This is a genomic window from Pseudomonas sp. PS02303, assembly GCF_029959925.1.
Lineage (GTDB): Bacteria > Pseudomonadota > Gammaproteobacteria > Pseudomonadales > Pseudomonadaceae > Aquipseudomonas > Aquipseudomonas mandelii.
The window spans coordinates 1-4,749 of record NZ_JASCOM010000358.1; the positions used below are offsets into that span (position 1 = coordinate 1).

A 4,749-nucleotide genomic window follows, 5' to 3' on the forward strand; every position below is an offset into this window, starting at 1 on the left:
GGCAAGCCTCGCTCCTACAGGTCATGCATTGATCATGCGGACACCAACAACTTGTAGGAGCGAGGCTTGCCCGCGAATGAAGGCGACACGGCTCCACGTCGAACACTACAAAACCTAAATAAGGACATTTGCCCCACCGTGGCCACTTACTCGCTCGTAATCCGCCGGTTGATGATCGTTTCGCTGACCATCGTCGTCAGCCGCGCCATCACCAGCCCGCTGCTCACCTTGTTCCTGAGCAACAAGCTCGGCCTCAACCAGCAGGACGTCGGTTTGCTGTTGGGCATCGCGGTATTTATCGCCACCCTGCTCGCGCTCTATGGCGGCTACATCATCGACCGCCTCGAAAAACGTCGGTTGCTGATTCTGGCGATGCTCTCCAGCGCCATCGGCTTCGTCCTGCTGACCTTCGCCGAAAACCTCTACCTGACCACCGCCACCCTGGTCATCACCGAAACCGCCTCGGCGCTGTTCCTGATCGGCTCGAAGGCGATCCTCAGCGAAAACCTGCCGATTGGCCAACGCGCCAAGGCGTTTTCCCTGCGCTACACCCTGACCAACATCGGCTACGCCACCGGCCCGATGCTCGGCGTGGTGATTGCCGGGGTGTACCCGATTGCGCCGTTCCTGATAGCCGGCGGCATCGCGTTCTTCAGCATTTTCCTGATGATCGGCATCCCCAGGGACTCGTCGCAGACACCCCCGATCGGTCAACCCCAAAGTTTTCTCAAGACGCTCATTACTCTGAAGAACGACCGCACACTGATCATGTTCACCTGCGGTTGCCTGCTCAGCACCGTGGTCCACGGTCGATTCACCCTGTACCTGTCGCAATACCTGCTGGTGACCCAAGACTCCAAACGGGCGCTGGAAACCATGGCCGCCCTGCTCGCCTGCAACGCCATCAGCGTGATCCTGCTGCAATACCAGATCGGCCGATTCCTCAAGCGCGAACAGCTGCGTTACTGGATCGCCGGCGGCACCAGCCTGTTTATCGTCGGGTTGATCGGCTTCAGTCTGGCCGACAGCCTGGTGAGCTGGTGCGTGGCGATGTTCATCTTCACCCTCGGCGAAATGATCATTTACCCCGCCGAATTTCTCTTCGTCGACACCCTGGCCCCGGAAGAACTGCGCGGCAGTTACTACGGCGCACAAAACCTCGCGGCCCTCGGCGGAGCCCTGAGCCCGGTGATTTGTGGTTTCCTGCTGATGCACACACCGGCACCCACCATGTTTTATGCCCTGAGCGCGCTGACGGCCATGGGCGGGTTCCTGTGTTTCATGAGCGGTCGCCGAGTCGCGTTACAGCAAAAATAATGCACTCAAACTGCATTAATATGAATTTGTCAGCATCGGGAATGAACGGCACACTGTGCCCCGTTCCTCCCCCAATAGTTGGAACACCTTCAAGGGCTTTCTGGGTTTCCCAGTTAAGCCTTTTTTTTTCCTGGATTTTTACCAACGGATCGTTTGCCTCATGCTCGCTCGCTGGTTACCTGCTGCCATCAACACCCGTCCTTCCGAATGGAGCCGTGCTGCCATTGGCATGTCCCTGGGCACGCTGTTCAGCGTCTGGCTGTGCGCCCAAGTGTTCGGCATGGAAGTGGCGCAACATTTGATCGGGCCGTTGGGCGCATCGGCGGTGTTGCTGTTCGCGGTGTCCTCCGGCGCCCTTGCCCAGCCATGGTCGATTCTGGGCGGCTATTTGAGTGCCGGCGCCGTTGCGCTGCTGGTCGCACATGTTCTCGGCCGAACCCTTGGCAGCGCCTGCCTGGCGGCGGGCATGGCGCTGATCCTGATGTGCTGGTTGCGTTGCCTGCACCCACCGGCCGGAGCGCTGGCGTTGCTGTTGGTGCTGGCCGATCCGGCAACCATCGCGCTGGACTGGAAAGCCCTCGGCGCGGTGATGCTCGCCGCATCGACCATGCTGCTCTGCGCGCTGGCCTATAACAACCTGACGCGCATTCGCTACCCCAAGCGCGCCGCCGAACCGGTGCCCATGGTGCCGGCGGATCATCCGCCGATCGACAGCCAGGCCATCACCGCCCAGGACTTGAAACTGGCATTGGCGGACATGGAGGCGTTCTTCGATGTCACCCCGGAAGACCTGGAACAACTGATTCATATCAGTGAGTTACACGCCAAACGTCGCAGTATTAGTGAAGTGCTGCGTCATAGTTCCTGACGGCACACCTCCCTGCTCGCGAAGACGCCCTGCCCGTCAACCTCAATGTTGAATCACACATCGCCTTCGCGAGCAGGCTCGCTCTCACAGGCTCATGCAAATATGCAGAAAGCACCTGCACATATCCCGGTTGTACATCATAAATTTGCACTGGTACGATCCGGGATCGCTCGCGCGCGAGCTTCTCTATAAAGAACAATAAAAGCAGGGAGTTAGTGATGACTGCTCAGGTTTCATCGAAAGAGACTTCGTTCATGGATGCCACGCAAAACGAAGTGCTGGCCGAGGTCCGCAACCACATCGGTCACCTGACCCTCAATCGCCCCGCCGGTCTCAACGCCATTACCCTGAACATGGTCCGCCACCTGCAGCGCCAGCTCGACGCCTGGGCGCAGGATCCGCAGGTTCACGCGGTGGTCTTGCGCGGTGCCGGCGAGAAAGCCTTCTGTGCCGGCGGCGATATTCGCTCGCTGTATGACAGTTTCAAAAGCGGCGACACGTTGCACGAAGACTTCTTCGTCGAGGAATACGCCCTCGACCTCGCCATTCATCACTACTGCAAACCGGTGCTGGCCCTGATGGACGGTTTTGTCCTCGGCGGCGGTATGGGCCTGGTGCAAGGCGCTGACTTGCGGGTGGTTACCGAGAAAAGCCGTCTGGCGATGCCGGAAGTGGCCATCGGTTATTTCCCGGACGTCGGTGGCAGTCATTTCTTGCCACGGATTCCCGGTGAGCTGGGGATTTATCTGGGCGTCAGCGGCGTGCAGATCCGCGCAGCCGATGCGCTCTATTGCGGCTTGGCAGACTGGTTTCTGGAAAGCGAAAAACTCGGCGCCCTCGACGAGCAACTCGACCAGCTCGAATGGCGCGACACGCCGCTCAAGGACCTGCAAGGCCTGCTGGCGAAACTCGCGGTGCAACAACTGCCCGATGCGCCATTGGAAGCGCTGCGCCCGGCCATCGATCACTTCTTCGCCCTGCCCGATGTGCCGAGTATTGTTGAGCAACTGCGTGAAGTGACGGTCGCCGACAGCCATGAATGGGCCATGATCACCGCCGACCTGCTGGAGAGCCGTTCGCCGCTGGCGATGGGCGTGACCCTGGAAATGCTGCGCCGTGGTCGGCACTTGAGCCTCGAAGACTGTTTTGCCCTTGAGCTGCACCTGGACCGTCAGTGGTTCGCGCGCGGCGACCTGATCGAAGGCGTGCGCGCCTTGCTGATCGATAAAGACAAGCAACCACGCTGGAATCCGCCAACCTTGCAGGCGCTGGACGCCGAGCACGTCGCGAGTTTCTTCAGCGGTTTTGACCAGAGCGGGAACTGAGCCATGCACGATATCGAATTGAGCGAAGAGCAAGTCATGATCCGCGACATGGCCCGGGACTTTGCCCGCGGCGAAATCGCGCCCCATGCGCAAGCCTGGGAAAAGGCCGGCTGGATCGATGACGGTCTGGTGGCGAAGATGGGTGAACTGGGCCTGCTGGGCATGGTGGTGCCGGAAGAATGGGGCGGCACCTATGTCGACTACGTCGCCTACGCCCTGGCGGTAGAAGAGATTTCGGCCGGCGACGGCGCCACGGGCGCATTGATGAGCATCCACAATTCCGTGGGCTGCGGCCCGGTGCTCAACTACGGCACCGAAGAACAGAAACAAACCTGGTTGCCGGATCTGGCCAGCGGCCAGGCGATCGGCTGCTTCTGCCTGACCGAGCCGCAAGCCGGCTCCGAAGCGCACAACCTGCGCACCCGCGCCGAACTGCGCGACGGCCAATGGGTGATCAACGGCGCCAAGCAATTCGTCAGCAATGGCAAGCGGGCAAAACTGGCGATTGTGTTTGCCGTGACCGATCCGGACCTGGGCAAGCGCGGCATCTCGGCGTTCCTGGTGCCGACCGATACCGCCGGTTTCATCGTCGACCGCACCGAACACAAAATGGGCATTCGCGCCTCCGACACCTGCGCGGTGACTTTGAGCAACTGCACGATTCCCGAAGCCAATCTGCTGGGTGATCGCGGTAAAGGGCTGGCCATCGCCCTGTCCAACCTCGAAGGCGGCCGCATCGGCATCGCCGCGCAGGCGCTGGGCATTGCCCGGGCAGCGTTCGAAGCCGCACTGGCGTATTCGCGGGATCGGGTGCAGTTCGACAAACCGATCATCGAGCACCAGAGCATCGCGAATATGCTCGCTGACATGCACACCCGGCTAAACGCGGCGCGCTTGCTGATCCTGCATGCGGCTCGGCTGCGCAGTGCCGGCAAACCGTGCCTGTCCGAGGCTTCGCAGGCCAAGCTGTTTGCGTCGGAAATGGCCGAGAAAGTCTGCTCGTCGGCGATGCAGATTCATGGCGGGTACGGGTATCTGGAAGATTACCCGGTGGAGCGCTATTACCGGGATGCGCGGATTACGCAGATTTATGAAGGGTCGAGCGAGATACAGCGGATGGTGATTGCCCGGGAGTTGAAAAACTATCTGGTGTGAAGCTTGAAAGCTTCGCGGGCAAGCCTCGCTCCTACAGGTTATCGGTGTTCGCATGAACGACCCGTAACCCAGTAGGAGCGAGGC

Annotated in this window: 4 protein-coding genes; all 4 read left to right on the plus strand. The window is 60.4% G+C overall.

Going from position 1 to position 4,749, the window contains the following annotated elements:
* Positions 1 to 138 precede the first annotated feature (138 nt).
* Positions 139 to 1,317: an MFS transporter gene (locus tag QMX98_RS32505; protein ID WP_077748386.1), complete on the plus strand. Its 1,179-nt coding sequence runs from the start codon at positions 139 to 141 to the stop codon at positions 1,315 to 1,317.
* Positions 1,318 to 1,477: 160 nt separating this feature from the next.
* Positions 1,478 to 2,185 (plus strand): HPP family protein, encoded by a 708-nt coding sequence (locus QMX98_RS32510; protein ID WP_154504589.1) that lies wholly within the window; start codon positions 1,478 to 1,480, stop codon positions 2,183 to 2,185.
* A 218-nt stretch (positions 2,186 to 2,403) separates the two neighbouring features.
* On the plus strand, positions 2,404 to 3,510 hold the full coding sequence (locus QMX98_RS32515; RefSeq protein ID WP_282411968.1) for an enoyl-CoA hydratase/isomerase family protein: 1,107 nt from the start codon (positions 2,404 to 2,406) through the stop codon (positions 3,508 to 3,510).
* Between the two features lie 3 nt (positions 3,511 to 3,513).
* Positions 3,514 to 4,665, plus strand: coding sequence for an acyl-CoA dehydrogenase family protein (locus QMX98_RS32520; protein WP_010460035.1), 1,152 nt, complete (start codon positions 3,514 to 3,516; stop codon positions 4,663 to 4,665).
* Positions 4,666 to 4,749 lie beyond the last annotated feature (84 nt).

Excerpts from the sequence above, each read along its gene's own strand:
- QMX98_RS32510 (WP_154504589.1), top strand. The coding sequence starts at position 1,478 with ATGCTCGCTCGCTGGTTACCTGCTGCCATCAACACCCGTCCTTCCGAA.
- QMX98_RS32515 (WP_282411968.1), top strand. The coding sequence starts at position 2,404 with ATGACTGCTCAGGTTTCATCGAAAGAGACTTCGTTCATGGATGCCACG.
- QMX98_RS32520 (WP_010460035.1), top strand. The coding sequence starts at position 3,514 with ATGCACGATATCGAATTGAGCGAAGAGCAAGTCATGATCCGCGACATG.